The following is a 15,144-nucleotide window of genomic DNA, read 5'->3' as shown; positions in this document are numbered from 1 at the left end:
GCCAGAGACTTGAGGCTGCGATGGCTTCATGCAACGGCCAGACCCGCCCACGGTGACGCAGGCGCCCGCCGTGGACACGGACACGGTCCTGGGGAAGGTTGTGGCCGTGCTCTTCGCCTTCACGGCTGACGACGCAGGCGTGCCGTTGGCCGAGATCGGCAGGCGGACTGGCTTGGCGAAGGGGACGCTTCACCGGGTGGTTGGGGACCTGGTCGCGGCGCGCTTGCTGGAGCGGACGGCGAACGGCTATCGGCTCAGCGGTCTGGTCTTCGAGCTGGGAATGCGTGCGTCGGTCGAGCGGCGGCTGCTCGAGGTGGCGACGCCGTTCATGGAGGACCTGCGCGAACGAACGCACGAGACGGTGCATCTGGGGCTGCTCGAGGGCAGCGAGGTGGTCTACGTGGCGAAGATCGGGGGTCACCGTCAGGCGGCCGCGCCCTCCCGTCTGGGCGGCCGAATGCCTCTCTACTGCACGGCGATCGGCAAGGCCCTGCTGGCGAACTCGCCCCCGCAGCTGTTCGCCGACGTCGTGGCCGCAGGGCTCGTCCGCAAGACGCCGCGAACCATCACGGCGCCCGGGTTGTTGCGTCGCCAGCTCGACCGCGTGATCGAGACCGGCGTCGCCTACGAGCGGGAGGAGTCCGCGGTGGGCCTGCTGTGCATCGCCGCTCCCGTTCTTGACACGGAGGACCACCCGATCGCTGCCATCAGCGTCACGGGTCCGGTCAGCCGTTTCCACCCGGAGCGACACGTGGCTGCCGTTCGGGCCGCAGCCGCCGGCGTCGCGGCCACCTTGGCCCGGCGGTCCTCGATGAGGCGGAGCTGAGCCCGTCTCCGGCAACGACGTTCCACTGAGTGGACCTTCCGTATAGGACCGGAGCCGTCGCCGCCCCCACCCTGAGGGCTGGACGACAAGGAGGTCCCAGTGACTGTCTCAACGACAACCTCGAGCGGCACGGCGAGCGACGCCGCCGTGACCAAGTCAGCTGATCGGCTCGAGCATGCAGTTCGGACGGGACAGCCCTGCGCCCCCGTCCGTGAGCTCATCGGCGATTCGGACCTCGCGGCGGCGTATGCCGTGCAGCAGCAGCTGGCCCAGCGGCGGGCCACTGCGGGTGCCCGGGTGGTGGGTCGGAAGATCGGGCTCACGTCACCTGCGGTCCAGCAGCAGCTGGGCGTCGACCAGCCGGACTTCGGGGTGCTTTTCGACGACATGGACGTCTCGGGCACAGGCGCAGTCCCGGCCGGCGCCCTGCTCCAGCCGCGGGTCGAGGCAGAGGTCGCCTTCGTGCTCGGCGCGGACCTCGACCGTCCCGATCTGGACCTGGCGACGGTCCGCGCGGCCGTGGCTCACGCAGCGGCGGCCATCGAGATCGTCGACAGCCGGATAGCCGGCTGGGACATCCGGATCACCGACACCATCGCGGACAATGGCTCGAGCGGCCTGTTCGTCGTCGGTGTGCAGCGGCTCTCCCTCGACGAGTTCGAGCCGGTCGACGTGACGATGCGGATGTACGCGGAAGACGTGCTCGTGTCCGAGGGCACCGGCGCCGCCTGCCTCGGCGACCCGCTCAACGCACTCCTGTGGCTGGCCCGCACGGCACAGCAGGTTGGTGACCCGCTGCGCGCGGGACAGGTCGTTCTGTCCGGCGCCCTCGGCCCGATGCACTCGGTCACTGGGGCCACCACCATCCGCGCGGAGATCAGCACGCTTGGCAGCGTCGGGGTCACCTTCGCGGCCGCGCCCACCCAGCCCAAAGAGACGAGGGACCAGCGATGACGAAGACGAAGGTGGCCATCATCGGCCCCGGCAACATCGGGACCGACCTGATGTTCAAGGTGATGCGCCTGTCCAGCACCCTCGAGATGGGTGCGATGGTCGGCATCGACCCCGCCTCGGACGGCCTGCGCCGCGCGGCGAGCATGGGCATCCCGACGACCCACGAGGGCGTCGACGGGCTCATCGCCATGGACGGGTTCGACGACATCGAGATCGTCTTCGACGCCACCTCCGCGAAGGCGCACGTGGCCAACGCAGCCAAGCTGGCGGCATACGGCAAGAAGCTGGTGGACCTGACGCCGGCAGCGATCGGCCCCTACATCGTCCCGACCGTCAACCTCGACGAGCACCTCGACGACCGGGCAGGGGAGTTGGACAACGTCAACATGGTTACGTGCGGAGGCCAAGCGACCATCCCGATCGTGGCCGCGATCTCCCGGGTGACACCTGTCCCCTACGCGGAGATCGTCGCCTCGATCGCGTCGAAGTCAGCCGGCCCCGGCACTCGCGCCAACATCGACGAGTTCACCGAGACGACGACAGCCGGGATCGAACGTGTCGGTGGCGCACAGCGGGGCAAGGCGATCATCATCCTCAACCCGGCCGAGCCGCCGCTGATCATGCGAGACACCGTCCTGGCGCTCATCGGCGACGTCGACCACGACGCCATCCGTCGCTCGGTCGACGACATGGTCGCCAAGGTGCAGGAGTACGTGCCGGGCTACCGCCTCAAGCAGACGGTGCAGTTCACCCCGATCCCTGAGGACGAGCCGGTGCACACGCTGCTGCCCAAGGGCAGCCCGAAGGTGACGACGAAGGTCACCGTCTTCCTCGAGGTCGAGGGGGCGGCCATGTACCTGCCCGCTTACGCCGGCAACCTCGACATCATGACCTCCGCCGCCCTGCGGACGGCCGAGAGGATCGCCTCGCGGGCCGGTGCCCGCTCCATGCGGGCCGGTGCCCGCGCCCCCCAAGAGGTGTCGGCATGAGCTCCAGCCCCGTCCTCTACATCCAGGACGTCACGCTGCGCGACGGCATGCACGCCGTGCGCCACCGGATCAGCCCCACCGACGTGGGCCGGATCGTCGCCGCCCTCGACGCGGCAGGCGTCGACGCAATCGAGGTGGCCCACGGCGACGGCCTGGCCGGCGGCAGCCTGAACTACGGCCCCGGGTCGCACTCCGACTGGGCGTGGATCGAGGCTGCCGCGGAGAACATCCAGCAGGCCACCCTGACGACCCTGCTGCTGCCCGGCATCGGCACCATCTCCGACCTCGAGGACGCCTACTCGCTCGGAGTTCGCTCGGTCCGCGTCGCCACCCACTGCACCGAGGCGGACGTCGCCGCCCAGCACATCAGCAAGGCGCGCGAGCTCGGGATGGACGTCTCCGGCTTCCTGATGATGAGCCACCTGAACTCGGCCGAGGGCCTGGCCCAGCAAGCGAAGCTGATGGAGTCCTACGGCGCCCACTGCGTCTACGTCACCGACTCCGGTGGCCGGCTCACCATGGACGGCGTGCGTGCGCGGGTCCGCGCCTATCGCGACGTCCTCGACCCGGGCACCCAGATCGGCATCCACGCCCACGAGAACCTCTCCCTCGCGGTTGCCAACTCCGTCGTCGCCGTCGAGGAGGGCGTGACCCGAGTCGACGCCTCGCTGGCCGGGCACGGCGCCGGCGCCGGCAACTGCCCGATCGAGCCGTTCGTCGCGGTGGCGAACCTCAACGACTGGAAGCACCGCTGCGACCTCTTCGCCCTCCAGGACGCCGCCGACGACATCGTCCGGCCACTCCAGGACCGGCCGGTGCAGGTCGACCGCGAGACCCTCACTCTCGGCTACGCCGGTGTGTACTCGAGCTTCCTGCGCCATGCCGAGGCGGCCTCGGCCCGCTACGGCATCGACGTGCGCACGATCCTGCTCGAGGTCGGCAAGCGCAAGCTCGTCGGTGGCCAGGAGGACATGATTGTCGACATCGCTCTCGACCTCAGCGCAGCGAAAAGGCCTGCCTAGCAGCGCACATGGATGGTGCAGTTGCTACAGCCCATCATTCGAGATCGCCATTTGAAACTGTAGTAAGCACTACAGATAATAACTAGATTGACGACCACCGGCACTCCCGTGCCGGTGGTCGCCACAGTTGTGGCGGGGTCCATTGACGCACCCCCGGAGGTTCACGCTTCATGCCCCTTTCCCCTTGTCCCCACCGCTGGCTCGCCGCAGGCGCGGCCGTCAGCCTCGCCGCCTTCTCCGCCATCGCGGCGGTCCTGCCAGCAGCCGCTGCGCCCAAGGACCAGACGCCCGCAGTGGCCCTCGAGGCATTCCTGGATGGGCCCGCCAGTCCCGAGGACATCGTTGAGGTGCCCGGTTTGGGCGTCGCCGTCGTCAGCGGCCTCTCGGATGACCCGCTCTCGACGAGCAGCGTCGGGCACCTCTATGCCGTCGACGCAGCCAGCCAGGCGGTGACCGAGATCTGGCCCGAGCGGGACTGGTCGGTCGAGTGGGACCAGACTCGCTATCCGTCGTGCCCCGGCGCGCCGGATCCCGCGATCGCCTCACCGCACGGCATCAACCTCGAGGAGCGCCCGGATGGCGCCTTCGACCTCTACGTCGTCAACCATGGCGGGCGTGAAGGGGTGGAGGTATTCCGGCTCGACCTCAGCGAGGGCATCCACCTGACCTGGACCGGCTGTGTGACGATGCCGCGCGGAACCTTTGCCAACGGAGTCGCGCCGCTCCCGGACGGCGACGGGCTCGTCGTGACGAACTTCTTCGACCCGACGAAGTCCGATCCCTTCTCGCAGATCTTCAGCGACACGCCCAGCGGAAACCTGATGCGGTGGGAGCTGGAGTCCGGCTGGAGCGTGGTGCCGGAGTCGGCGATGGCCGGGCCGAACGGCGTCATCGTGACCCGCGACGGACGCACCGCGTTCGTCGCCGAGTGGGGCGGTCGCAAGCTGCACCGCATTCCGCTCGACGGCGCGCAGGGTGCCGCGACGTCGGCGGTCGGGCGTGTGAGCGTCGACGTGCCCCTCATGCCGGACAACCTGCGCCTCTCCGCCCAGGGCGAGGTCCTCGTGACCGGTCAGGACTTCACGCCGACCAACGTGATGGCCTGCCAGCGCAACGACCTGGCCAACTGCCCCACGGGCCTGGAGGTCCTCGCGGTCGATCCGAAGCGCATGACGGCTCGCACCATCTACGCCGGCGACCCGGCAGACTTCCGCGCGCCGACGGTCGCGGCGCCGGTGGGCGATCGCATCTGGGTCGGCGCGGTCAAGGGGAGCCGCATCGCGCTGCTCGGCTGACCAGTGAGCAGAGGGCCGGTGCCCGCGGCAAGGCAGGCACCGGCCCTGTCTGCCCGACCTGACATCGAAAGAGCAGTTCGCGACAACTGCCTCGTCGCAAACTGCTCTTTCGATTGGCGGTGGCCGGCTACCAGATGCGGCATACGCGATCAGTGCTTCAGAACTTGCCGGCGATGAGGCTCTCGAGGAGGAAGACGAACGTGTCGTGCGCCTCGATCTGCGTCCAGTGCCCAGAGTTGGGGATGATGTGCAGCGTCGCGTTCGGCATCGTCTTGGCCAGGTAGGTGCTCGACTCGACCGGCACGATGATGTCGTCCCGGCCGTGCACGCACAGCGTGGTGTGCGGCAGCGAGGTCAGCTCCTCGTCGGTGAAGGCGGGAGGTCCCGCCTTGGGGTCGAACATCGCGGCGTGCGACCGCTTGACGTCGGCTCGCTCGATGTAGGGCATCCGCTCGGTGACGACCCGGTCGACGACGCCGGTCAGCGTGTCCATGTCGTAGACGAAGGACTCGAGCAGCGCGCGCAGCGAGTCGGGCGTGGGGTCGGCGTAGAAGGTGCGCAGGTGCTGCAGTCCCGGCGTGATCGGCAGGTCGGGGGCGCCGCCAGAGCCCATGAGCAGCATCGTCTCGACCCGCTCCGGCTGTGACAGCGCCATCCGGATCGAGATCATCCCACCCATCGAGTTGCCGACGAGGTGGACCTTGTCGACGCCGAGCTTGTCGAGCAGCTCCCACAGGGTCTGCGCCTGCAGCAGGTTGAAGGCCTTCATCCCCGACGGAGGGTTCTCCGGGTGCTCGGAGTCGCCGAAGCCGAGCATGTCGGGCGCGATGCAGTAGTACCGCTCACCGAGCTCCTCGATGACGGCCTTCCAGTTGGACGTGCCGGTGGCGCCCGGGCCCGAGCCGTGGAGGAAGAGCAGTGCCGTGGGGCTGGCCTCCCCTGTCGAGTGGACGCGGTAGGTGACCTCACTGAGGGTGACGTCGGTGCTGTTGACGATGGCCATGGGCCCTGCCTCTCTGCTGTGCTGGTTTCTTCCGCTCTGAAGCAACCACTACACGATACGAAGTGCCCCGTGGATCGACAAGCGGGGGCTCAGGGCGTGGACACGACCAAGTGAAGTTTGTGAGACGGGGCTTGCACCTACTGCTCCATTGGATAACAGTCTGTTGCGTGCACTACAGAGAAGCAGTGTATTCACGGACCCGAAGGGATCAACGATGATCAGGGAACTCGCCTACCTCGGCGTGGGATCGCCCCGGTATGAGGAATGGCTGACCTATGGGACGACGGTGCTCGGATGCGCTCTCGCGGCGCGAGGCGAGGACGGCGCCGTGCGGTTGCGGGTGGACGATGCCGTCCACCGCATCACGGTCCGACCCGGAGAGCAGGACGAGCTGCTGTACACCGGTTGGGCCTTCACAAGCGAGGTCGAGCTCGCTGCCTACGTCGACCGCCTACGGCTCGGCGGGATCGAGGTCACGCAGGGCACGGCCGAGGAGTGCCGCGACCGCGGTGTCGCCGTCATGTCCTGGGTCACCGACCCCTGGGGGGCCAGGCTCGAGTTCGTGGCCGGGCAGCACCGCAGGCCGGGAACGTTCTGGCCGGGGCGCCAGCTGTCGGGCTTCGTCGCCGACGACTTCGGCCTCGGCCACGTCGTGCTCATCGTTCCCGACCTGGCTGCGGCCGACGCGTTCTACGCCGACGTCCTCGGCTTCACGCTGTCGGACCGCGTCGACGAGGAGCACATGAAGGTTCGCTTCTATCACTGCAACGGGCGGCACCACTCCTTGGCCGTAGCCCAGGTGCCCGGCAAGGTCGGCTTCAACCATCTCATGCTCGAGGTGAAGAGCCTGGACGACGTCGGGACGGGCCTGGACCTGGCCAGGGCGGCAGGAGTGCCCGTGCTGCGCGGACTTGGTCGACACACGAACGACCTCATGACCTCCTTCTACATGGCGACGCCGTCGTCCTTCCAGATCGAGTACGGCCACGGGGGGATCATCGTCGACGACCTGACGTGGATCGCGGCCACGAACGATCGGCCCTCGCTCTGGGGGCACGAGCTGACCGAGGCCGGCCGGGCGACCCCGCCCGGCATCCTGCACGACGTCGAGGCGGTGCTGGCATGAGGTTCGCCAACCGTGCCGGCCGCGCGTTCGTCATGAAGGGTGAGGACTCGGGCTGGGACCTCGAGAAGGAGAGCAGTGGCCGCTTCTCGTCGGAACCCATGCAGATGTGGGCGCGACACGCGGAGATCCGCGAGTGGCTCGAGGGGGTCGACGGGACGACCGCCGAGGCGGTGCGTGCGGAGGGGCTCGATGCCCCCGTGCCAGTGCCGCCCGCGATCATCGCGATCGGCCTCAACTACGCGGAGCACGCTCGGGAGACCGGCTTCGAGCCGCCGACGGAGTTGCCGCCGATCTTCGCGAAGTTCCCGTCGTCGATCACCGGGGCGTATGGCGAGGTGGAGCTGCCGGACGGCAACGTCGACTGGGAGGTCGAGGTCGTGGCGGTGGTCGGCTCGCAGATGCACCACGTCGCCGAGGAGGATGTCTTCGACCACCTGGCTGGGCTGACGATCGGTCAGGACCTGTCCGAGCGGGTGCGGCAGTTCTCCGGCCCGGCGCCGCAGTTCGGACTGGCCAAGTCCTTCCCCGGCTTCGCGCCGATCGGCCCTTGGGTGGTGTCGCTCGATGAGTTCGACGACCCGAACGACATCGGGCTCGGGTGCAGCATCGATGGCGAGGTCGTGCAGTCCGGCACCACGGCGGGGCTGATCTTCTCGATCTCGCGGTCCATCGCGGAGCTGTCGAAGGTCCTCGTCCTGCGGCCCGGGGACCTCGTCTTCACGGGGACCCCGGACGGCGTCGGGATCGGCCTGCAACCGCCGCGGTTCCTGCAGCGGGGCGAGGTCCTGGAGACCTGGGTGGAGGGCATCGGTCGGATGTCGCAGCGAATGGTGTGACCATAGCGATCACTACACGAAACGATTGCTCCAAACTCTTGCATGACAACAGAACGTCTGCTTCCCTGTAGCAATCACTCCAATGACTGTTGGGCTTTGGTCCTTCGGTCATCCAGAGCCACCGGCGTGGCCGGACACAGCACGGCAAAGGAGCCGAATACATGTCTCGTTCCATCACCCGCTCCCGTCGCGTACGGGCCCTGGCGGCGACTGCGGTCGCCGTCTCCCTGATCGGCGCGTGCGGCGCCGGCGAGCGTGAGACCCCCACCAGCCCGACCGCGAGTGCCGCGAGCGCCGAGGGTATCGACCAGGCCAAGGAGGCGATGGCGGGTTGGTCCAAGGCGCCCGAGTGGCCCGAGGTCACCAAGATCGCGAACTCGGTCGACCTGACCGGAAAGCGGTTCACCTACGTCGCGCTCGGAGACCAGATCCCGGTTATCCACGGCATCGGGGTGGGTGTCGGCGAGGCGCTGACCGCCGCCGGTGCCGAGGTCAAGATCTGCGACGGCAAGTTCAACCCGACGGCGGTCGCTGACTGCCTCAAGGCGGCCGGCGATGAGCAGGTGGACGGCGTCATCAGCGCCTTCGTCGACTACCAGATGGCGGGCCCGGCCTTCGACGCGCTTGCAGCCAAGGGAGTCAAGGTCGTGGTCGGTGGGGTCGCCCCGTCCGGTGGCCGCCAGGCTGACGCGAACCTCGCGTTCTACGACAACACGCCGCGCGTCTTCGCCCTGCACGAGGCGATGTCGCACGCGGCCATAGCCGAAGGAGGCGCGGACACCAACGTGCTCTGGGCCCGTTTGATGGACTCGACGACGACCACCGAGGCGGGCAAGAAGGGTGTCGCCAAGTTCAAGGAGCTGTGCCCGAGCTGCGGCATCGCCGAGACGGAGTTCACCACGGCGAACCTGGACAAGCTCGCGACCTCGATCAGCGCCGCTCTCGTGTCCAACCCGGACACGAACGCGATCATCGTCCCCGTCGACAGCTACGTGCCTCCCGTGCTCCAGGGCATTCAGGCGGCCAAGTTCGCCGGCAAGGTCAAGGTCCACTCCTCGAGCTCGGACCTGGCCGGACTCCAGCGGGTCAAGGACGGTCAGCAGGTCAGCGACCTCGGCACCCCGGTGCTCTACGAAGGCTGGAAGTTTGCCAATGCCATGGTGCAACTCATGGCTGGCCAGGACGTCGAGAAAGGCACACAGTTCGTGACCCGCGCCTTCACGCAGGCCAGCGTCGGTGAGCTCACGCTCGACGACAAGTCCTACCTGACGGACGACTGGTTCGGCGGCAGCGCCTACAAGCAGAAGTTCCTCGCTGCCTGGGGCCTCGACTGACCATGGCTACCACGATGAGGCTGGAGGCTCGCCACGTCTCCAAGACGTTCGGGTCCACCACGGTCCTGCGCGATGCCTCCCTCGAGGTGGCCCCGGGCGAGATCCACGCCCTCATCGGCCAGAACGGATCGGGCAAGTCGACGCTGGTCAAGATCCTCACCGGCTATCACGCGCCGGACGCGGGCGCGACCATCTCCGTGGACGGGCAGGACCTGGACCTGCCCGTCCGCTGGGCGGACGCGACAGACGCGGGCGTCTCGGTGGTCCACCAGGACCTGGGCCTGCTGGACCACCTCTCCGTGTCGGAGAACATCGGCATCGGCGGCTTCCCCTACCACCGAGTGACGCGACGGATCGACTGGAAGGCCCAGGATGCCGCCGCACGTCGGGTCCTCGACCGCCTCGACGTCCCGATCAAGCCGAAGGATCCGGTGGGGCCGCTCAACGCGATGCGTCGCGCGGAGGTCGCCATCGCCCGGGCGCTGCGTGACCAGCGCCCCGGCGAGGGTCTGGTCGTCCTCGACGAGGCGACGAGGTCGCTGCCGCGAGAGGAGCTGCGACGCTTTCACGAGCTGCTCCGCAAGGTCGTGGCCGAAGGGACCTCGATCCTCATGGTGAGCCACAACCTGGAGGAGGTCCTCGAGCTCGCCGACCGCGTGACGGTCCTCCGCGACGGGGCGGTCGCGGCAGCCGGGCTCCCCACGGACGGCCTGACCGAGCATGACCTGGCCCGGCACATGCTGGGCAAGACCGTGGAGGCGGTAGGGCGAGAGGAGCGCGGGACCTGTCACACCGAAGTGGCCGCCCGGGTCGACGGGCTGTGCTCGGACACACTCGACGGCCTCACGTTCGAGGTGGGGCGCGGAGAGGTCGTCGGGCTGACGGGACTGCCCGGCTCCGGGTTCGAGGCGGTGGCCCAGCTGATCACCGGGGGTCGCCGGCCAGACGGCGGTGTCCTCACCACCGCCGTCGGGTCGCTCGACCTGTCGAAGGCCGACGTCGCCTCGTGCATGCGGCTCGGGGCGGCCCTGGTCCCGGAGAAGCGGATCCTCGAAGGCCTCGCCGTCGAGCTCAGCATCCGCGACAACATCGCCATCCCCAGTATCCGGCGCCGCGGCAGGCCGTGGCACGTCGCCCGGCGCTGGCAGGAGGACGAGGCCCGCTCGTCGATCCGGCGACTGGGCATCAGGTCCCGCTCCCCCCACATGCTCATCAAGGAGCTCTCCGGAGGCAACCAGCAGAAGGTCCTCTTCGCGAAGTGGCTCTCCGTCGAGCCCGACCTGCTCGTCCTCCACGAGCCGACCCAGGCCGTCGACGTCGGCGCCCGGGTCGACATCCTGCGGGCCATCCTCGAGACGGCCGGCCGCGGGGTCGGCGTCCTGCTCGTCAGCATCGAGCCCTCCGACCTCGCCGAGGTCTGTGACCGGATCCTCGTGCACGGTCACGGGGGAGAGCTCCGAGAGCTTCGCACCGCGGACCCCGACGAGGTACTGCACGCCATCTACTCCGAGTCCGCGCTGACCGCGGGAGGAACGCCTCATGAATGACAGCCAGACCAAGAGCTCAGCCGAGCGGTTGAGCGAGCAGACCGGCCTCACCGAACGCATCATCAGCGACACCGGGCAGCCCGAGCAGCAGACCACTCGTCCTCGCCGCGTGACCCTGCGAAGCCAGTACGAGCCGGCCTGGTTGCACACCATCACCAGCAAGTACGCCCTCGTCCTCGTGTGGGCCGCGATGGCGCTCGTGTACTACATCCTCATGCCGACCCGCTTCGGGTCGTGGGGCGCCTTCTCGTCGATCTTCGGCAGTCAGCAGGTGCTCGTCTTCCTCGCCATGTCGGCCATGATCACGCTGGTCGTCGGCGAGTTCGACCTCTCCATCGCCTCGGTGATGGGCATCGCGGCCACGCTCGTGCCCGTCCTCGCCGGAGTGCACGGATGGAACGTCTGGGTCGCGTGTCTCGTGGCTCTTGGGGTGTGCCTCGTCGCAGGCGCTGTCAACGCGTTCTTCGTCGTCGTCATGGACGTCTCCAGCTTCGTCGTGACGCTCGGCACCGGCACGCTGCTGATCGGCCTCGCACAGATGGTCTCTGGCTCCAACATCGTCTCGGTGAACAACCCGGCGCTGAGCAAGATCGCCATCCACGAGGTGCTCGGCATGCCGGTGTCGTTCTACTACGGCATGCTGCTCGCCGTCGCGATCGCCTACATTCTCGGCTGGACCCCACTGGGTCGCAGCATGATCTTCGTCGGAGCCAACCCCGAGGTCGCCCGCCTGGCCGGCATCCGCGTGCAACGCATCCGAGCGAGCGCCTACCTGGCTGGCTCCCTGCTTGCGGGGCTCGCCGGCGTCATCCTCGTCGCGACAGTGGGCGGGTTCGACTCCTCGACCTCCGCCACCTACCTGCTGCCGGCGCTCGCGGCTGTCTTCCTCGGCACCGCCGTGGTCCAGCCCGGCATGTTCAACCCCATCGGCACCATCATCGCGATCTACTTCCTGACGACCGGCATCTTCGGGCTCCAGCTGCTCGGCTTCTCCGGCTGGATCCAGAACGTCTTCTACGGCGCGGGACTCGTCGTTGCGGTCACGCTCGCCAAGGTCGTCCGAGACCGCTCCAAGACCGACTGACCGTCAGCCCCAGCCACCCCACCCGATTTCAGCGACCCACGAGAGGGGGCGACCTCGCCATGCACGAGGCGACCCGATACATCCTCGATCACGCCGACGAGCTCCGCGCGGAGGCCGACCCCAGTGACGAGCTGGGCCGGATCACGGACCGCACCGTCGAGATCCTGCGCGCCTCGGGCGGCATGAAACTGCTGCAGGCCAAGGACTTCGGCGGCCACGAGGCACACCCGAACGACTTCATGGAGTGGGTCATGGCCGTCGGCATGAACCATCCCTCAGCCGGTTGGATCGCTGGCGTCGTCGGTATCCACCCGTGGGAGATCGCCATCGCCGACCCGCGCCTGCAGAAGGAGATCTACGGCGACGACCCCGAGACGTGGGTCGCCTCGCCATACGCACCCTTCGGCCGCGCCAAGCCCGTCGACGGCGGTTTCCTCTTCACCGGCCAGTGGCCCTACTCCACCGGTACGGACCACTCGGACTGGGTCATCCTCGGCGGCCTGGTGACTGACGCGGACGGTAAACCGCTCATGCCACCGGACGTCCGCCACTTCATCCTGCCGCGCGAGGACTACGACATCGTCGAGGACAGCTGGAACGTCATGGGCCTCGCCGGCACCGGCTCCAAGGACGTGCGGATGACGGACGCGTTCGTCCCCGACTTCCGCGTCCTGGACGGGGTCCACGTCCGTGACAACACCTACAGCGACCGATGGCGGCCCGAGAACCCGCTCTATGCCATGCGGTTCGGCGTGATGTTCCCCTTCGCCATCTCCGCGGGCACTTTCGGCATCGCGCGCGGGGCGGTCCGGGCCGCCTGGGACCACATCGAGGCCCGTGTCTCGTCGCAGGGAAGCGTCTCGAAGGCCGACCCCTTCGTCCTCGCGGCACTGGCTCGCGCGGAGTCGGACGTCGAGGCGAGCATCATCCACGTCCAGTCCATCATCGCCCGCTTCTACGACACGGTGGCGGCGGGTGGTGACATCACGGTCAAGGACCGGCTCCGCTTCCGGGTCGACCAGGTGCGGGCCACGGACCGGGCCATCGAGGCCGTCAACGAGCTCTACCGCCTGATGGGCTCGTCTTCCATCCAGAAGGGCTCCCCCCTCGAGCGTTACTGGCGCGACCTCCAGGTCGCCTCGACCCACGTCTGCAACAGCAGGGAGCCCTGCTACGTGGCGTGGGGACTTGACGCGTTCGGGGGCGACATCCCGCCCTCTGCGCAGTACTGACCAGCCCCGACGAACCGGCAGGGGGACGCACGTGGACCACCGTCGGGCCCGGGCCGTGCTCGCGGTGGTGTTCGCGGCGACCGTGCTCATCGGCCTCAACGCCACGATGCTCAGCGTCGCCCTTCCGGCGGCGATTCACGACTTGGATGCGAGCCCCGTCGAGGGCACCTGGATGCTGCTCGCCTATCTGGTCGTGGCGGGCTCGGGGCTGGTCCTGAGTGGCCAGCTGGCCGACTGCCTGAACCTGGCGGCCGTGTTCCGCGCGGGGCTGGCGGCCTTCGGCCTGTCGGCTCTCGGTCTCGCCCTCAGCTCCGATCCGCTGCCGTTCATCGTCGCCCGGGCCATGCAGGGTGCGGGCGCGGCCCTGCTGCTGAGCACGGCTGCGGCCATCATCGCGGTGAGTCGCCCCGGCGACCGGCGGCGCGGGGCCATGGCCATCTATCTGGCTGGCTTCTCCATCGCCCAGGTGTCAGGGCCGATGATCGGGGGACTGATCACGAGTGCCCTGGGGTGGCGGTGGCTCTTCATCATCGGCGCGCTGATCGCCGGTGGCGCTCTCGCCCTGGGCTGGCGACCACTGGCTGGACTACCGACTCGCGGGTTCAGCGGCCTACGGGTGGACCTACCGGGCAATGTGCTCATCTTCGCGATGACAACCCTGGTGATCGTGGCATTCTCCGGAGTCCAGCAGGTGGGCTGGGCTGATCCGAGGACGGCGGTGCCACTCGGGCTCACAGTGCTCCTCATCCCGCTCTTCGTCGCGGTCGAGCATCGGTCCCTCTTCCCCGCGATCGCGGTGGACCTGCTGAAGGACCGAGCCTTCGCGTTGGCCAACGTTGCCTCCTTCTGCCTGGCGGTGGGCAGGATCGTGCCTGCAGTCCTGCTCAGCCTCTGGTTCCAGGGACTCGAGGGAGACGACGCCGTCACCGCGGCTCTGAAGATCACGCCGCTTGCGGCTGCCGTCACCGTGGGGACCTTGATGGTCGAGCGCCTCTTCCGTGGCCGCGATGACGTCGTGACCTCCCGGATCACCGCAGTCACCGCAGTCGTCGGCAGTCTCGTGCTGCTCGCAGCGGTGCTGATGGGCGGCCAGTCGGTTGTGCTCCTCGTCGGCCTGGTCATCATCGGGCTCGGCACCGGCGGGTTCCAGACCGTCAACTCCACCATGATCCTCGGGATGCGCCCGCTGCACCAGGCCGGCACCGTCAACGGCATCCGGGCCACCGCGCAGCAGTCCGCGATCTCCCTCGGCACGGCCCTGCTGCTCTCGCTCGGGGCGAGTCACCTCTCGGCCTCTGCCTCGGCGGACTACTACGCCGGGCGCGCCGCCCTCCTTTCGGTCGCGGACCAGCACGCGGTCATCAGCGGGCACGTGACAGCACTCTGCGTCCTGGTGGCGTTCAGCGTGGTGGGGCTGGTTGCCGTGCTGGGGCTGCGGCACCCGCCGAAGTTCCGTGGAACGTGACGGACACATGGTGAGACAGACCCCTTGTGGGATCCCGCACGGCGGTCTACATTCCTTGTAGCGAGCACTACAGAAAAGCGAATCGTCTCAGTGGCGATCGCTGGAACCGCTCAGGAGAGGCAGCAATGGCGCTGACATTCGAGGAAACCAGCCGCACGGTGAATGTGGGCGCATGGACCATCCACTACAACGAGGCGGGCGATCCCGCGGCACCGGCCGTCGTCCTGTTGCACGGCTCGGGCCCGGGTGCCACCGGGTGGAGCAACTTCAAGACCAACATTGAGGCGCTGTCCGAGCACTTCCACGTCGTGGCCCCCGACATGCCGGGGTGGGGGAAGTCCGACGCCGTCACCAGGGACGAGATGGACCACGCGAAGGCAGCCGTTCAGCTCCTCGACGCCCTGGGTATCGAGAAGGCGGCCTTTGTCGGC

Annotated in this window: 14 protein-coding genes; 13 read left to right on the top strand and 1 reads right to left on the bottom strand. The window is 68.4% G+C overall.

Features of this window, described 5'->3' with window-relative positions; genetic code table 11:
* The first annotated feature begins 28 nt into the window (after positions 1 to 28).
* From OO014_RS04530 to OO014_RS04510, 5 genes are all read left to right on the top strand, one after another.
* Positions 29 to 826: an IclR family transcriptional regulator gene (locus tag OO014_RS04530; RefSeq protein ID WP_272461088.1), complete on the top strand. Its 798-nt coding sequence runs from the start codon at positions 29 to 31 to the stop codon at positions 824 to 826.
* 99 nt (positions 827 to 925) lie between these two features.
* Complete coding sequence (locus OO014_RS04525; protein ID WP_272461087.1) at positions 926 to 1,780, top strand: 2-keto-4-pentenoate hydratase; 855 nt, start codon at positions 926 to 928, stop codon at positions 1,778 to 1,780.
* A complete protein-coding gene (locus OO014_RS04520; RefSeq protein ID WP_272461086.1) occupies positions 1,777 to 2,769 on the top strand; it encodes an acetaldehyde dehydrogenase (acetylating) in 993 nt (330 codons plus the stop codon). Before OO014_RS04525 ends, OO014_RS04520 begins: the two co-directional genes overlap by 4 nt.
* Complete coding sequence (gene dmpG, locus OO014_RS04515; protein WP_272461085.1) at positions 2,766 to 3,791, top strand: 4-hydroxy-2-oxovalerate aldolase; 1,026 nt, start codon at positions 2,766 to 2,768, stop codon at positions 3,789 to 3,791. Before OO014_RS04520 ends, dmpG begins: the two co-directional genes overlap by 4 nt.
* A 170-nt stretch (positions 3,792 to 3,961) precedes the next feature.
* Positions 3,962 to 5,086 (top strand): SMP-30/gluconolactonase/LRE family protein, encoded by a 1,125-nt coding sequence (locus OO014_RS04510; RefSeq protein WP_272461084.1) that lies wholly within the window; start codon positions 3,962 to 3,964, stop codon positions 5,084 to 5,086.
* 157 nt (positions 5,087 to 5,243) lie between these two features.
* Here OO014_RS04510 and OO014_RS04505 read toward each other — a convergent pair whose 3' ends face one another.
* Positions 5,244 to 6,089 carry an alpha/beta fold hydrolase gene (locus OO014_RS04505; protein ID WP_272461083.1) on the bottom strand — a complete coding sequence of 282 codons (846 nt, stop codon included), beginning with the start codon at positions 6,087 to 6,089 and terminating at the stop codon, positions 5,244 to 5,246.
* Between the two features lie 214 nt (positions 6,090 to 6,303).
* Here OO014_RS04505 and OO014_RS04500 point away from each other — a divergent pair, with 214 nt between their 5' ends.
* The 8 genes from OO014_RS04500 to OO014_RS04465 form a co-directional block, all read left to right on the top strand.
* The gene (locus OO014_RS04500) at positions 6,304 to 7,215 is read left to right on the top strand and encodes a VOC family protein (RefSeq protein ID WP_272461082.1); all 912 of its coding nucleotides are present in this window, start codon (positions 6,304 to 6,306) and stop codon (positions 7,213 to 7,215) included.
* Positions 7,212 to 8,051 (top strand): fumarylacetoacetate hydrolase family protein, encoded by an 840-nt coding sequence (locus OO014_RS04495; RefSeq protein WP_272461081.1) that lies wholly within the window; start codon positions 7,212 to 7,214, stop codon positions 8,049 to 8,051. The genes OO014_RS04500 and OO014_RS04495 overlap by 4 nt, the downstream gene beginning before the upstream one ends.
* 161 nt (positions 8,052 to 8,212) lie before the next feature.
* Complete coding sequence (locus OO014_RS04490; RefSeq protein WP_272461080.1) at positions 8,213 to 9,385, top strand: substrate-binding domain-containing protein; 1,173 nt, start codon at positions 8,213 to 8,215, stop codon at positions 9,383 to 9,385.
* Positions 9,386 to 9,387: 2 nt separating this feature from the next.
* Positions 9,388 to 10,932: a sugar ABC transporter ATP-binding protein gene (locus OO014_RS04485; RefSeq protein WP_272461079.1), complete on the top strand. Its 1,545-nt coding sequence runs from the start codon at positions 9,388 to 9,390 to the stop codon at positions 10,930 to 10,932.
* On the top strand, positions 10,925 to 12,016 hold the full coding sequence (locus tag OO014_RS04480; RefSeq protein WP_272461078.1) for an ABC transporter permease: 1,092 nt from the start codon (positions 10,925 to 10,927) through the stop codon (positions 12,014 to 12,016). The genes OO014_RS04485 and OO014_RS04480 overlap by 8 nt, the downstream gene beginning before the upstream one ends.
* Positions 12,017 to 12,075: 59 nt before the next feature.
* Positions 12,076 to 13,248, top strand: a complete 1,173-nt coding sequence (locus tag OO014_RS04475) for an acyl-CoA dehydrogenase family protein (RefSeq protein ID WP_272461077.1) — start codon at positions 12,076 to 12,078, stop codon at positions 13,246 to 13,248.
* 31 nt (positions 13,249 to 13,279) lie between these two features.
* Entirely contained in the window at positions 13,280 to 14,713 is a 1,434-nt protein-coding gene (locus OO014_RS04470; protein ID WP_272461076.1) for an MFS transporter, read from the top strand.
* 125 nt (positions 14,714 to 14,838) lie between these two features.
* A partial coding sequence (locus OO014_RS04465; RefSeq protein ID WP_272461075.1) for an alpha/beta fold hydrolase occupies positions 14,839 to 15,144 on the top strand: 306 nt, incomplete at its 3' end.

This window comes from Intrasporangium calvum (assembly GCF_028446585.1).
Taxonomy (GTDB): Bacteria; Actinomycetota; Actinomycetes; order Actinomycetales; family Dermatophilaceae; genus Intrasporangium; species Intrasporangium calvum_A.
Note: the sequence above shows the minus strand (reverse complement) of the source record. Positions and strands in the feature narration are given on the sequence as shown.